The organism is Rheinheimera riviphila (assembly GCF_004005945.1).
Classification (GTDB): Bacteria; Pseudomonadota; Gammaproteobacteria; order Enterobacterales; family Alteromonadaceae; genus Pararheinheimera; species Pararheinheimera riviphila.
Genome location: NZ_SACS01000056.1, coordinates 1 through 475 on the forward strand (window position 1 = coordinate 1; position 475 = coordinate 475).

Annotated in this window: 1 protein-coding gene; it reads right to left on the minus strand. The window is 46.3% G+C overall.

The window, feature by feature from the left end; all coding sequences use genetic code 11:
- Positions 1–475 (minus strand): IS4 family transposase (locus EOE67_RS20320; protein WP_127701430.1); only part of this gene is annotated, 475 nt, incomplete at both ends.

Genomic DNA, 475 nt, shown 5'->3' on the forward strand with positions numbered 1-475 from the left:
AGGTTGTAGCAGAGCAACACGCCCCACAGTTCTTGTTTCACCATCTCAGATTTTTTGCTTCGCAGCGTAAATTCGTTTGCCAGCAGTTGCTGTTTCATCTCCCGGTAGCCCAGTTCGATTTCCCAGCGTTGACTATATAAATCCACAATTTCATCACCCATAAACTGCTTCGTATCCAGCATTGATGTCAGGATAAAGCATTCTTTTCCCTTCACTTTTTTATGCAGCAACCTTGCTTCCACATGCGTGGGCAGGCCTGGCCATTTCTTTTGTGCTTGCGGGCTGGTTGCAATACGAACGCGTAAATCTTGTTTACCCAGCTTTTCCACGACCTCATATTGCGCGCCTTTTTTTAGCGGAATAAGCCAGTGACGGTTTTGGCCTTTAGCTTGCCATGCATTGAGCAGACCTAATGAATAAAAGCCACGGTCAAACAGTGTCAGGCTATTATCCGGCGTCGTTTCAATCAGTTGCT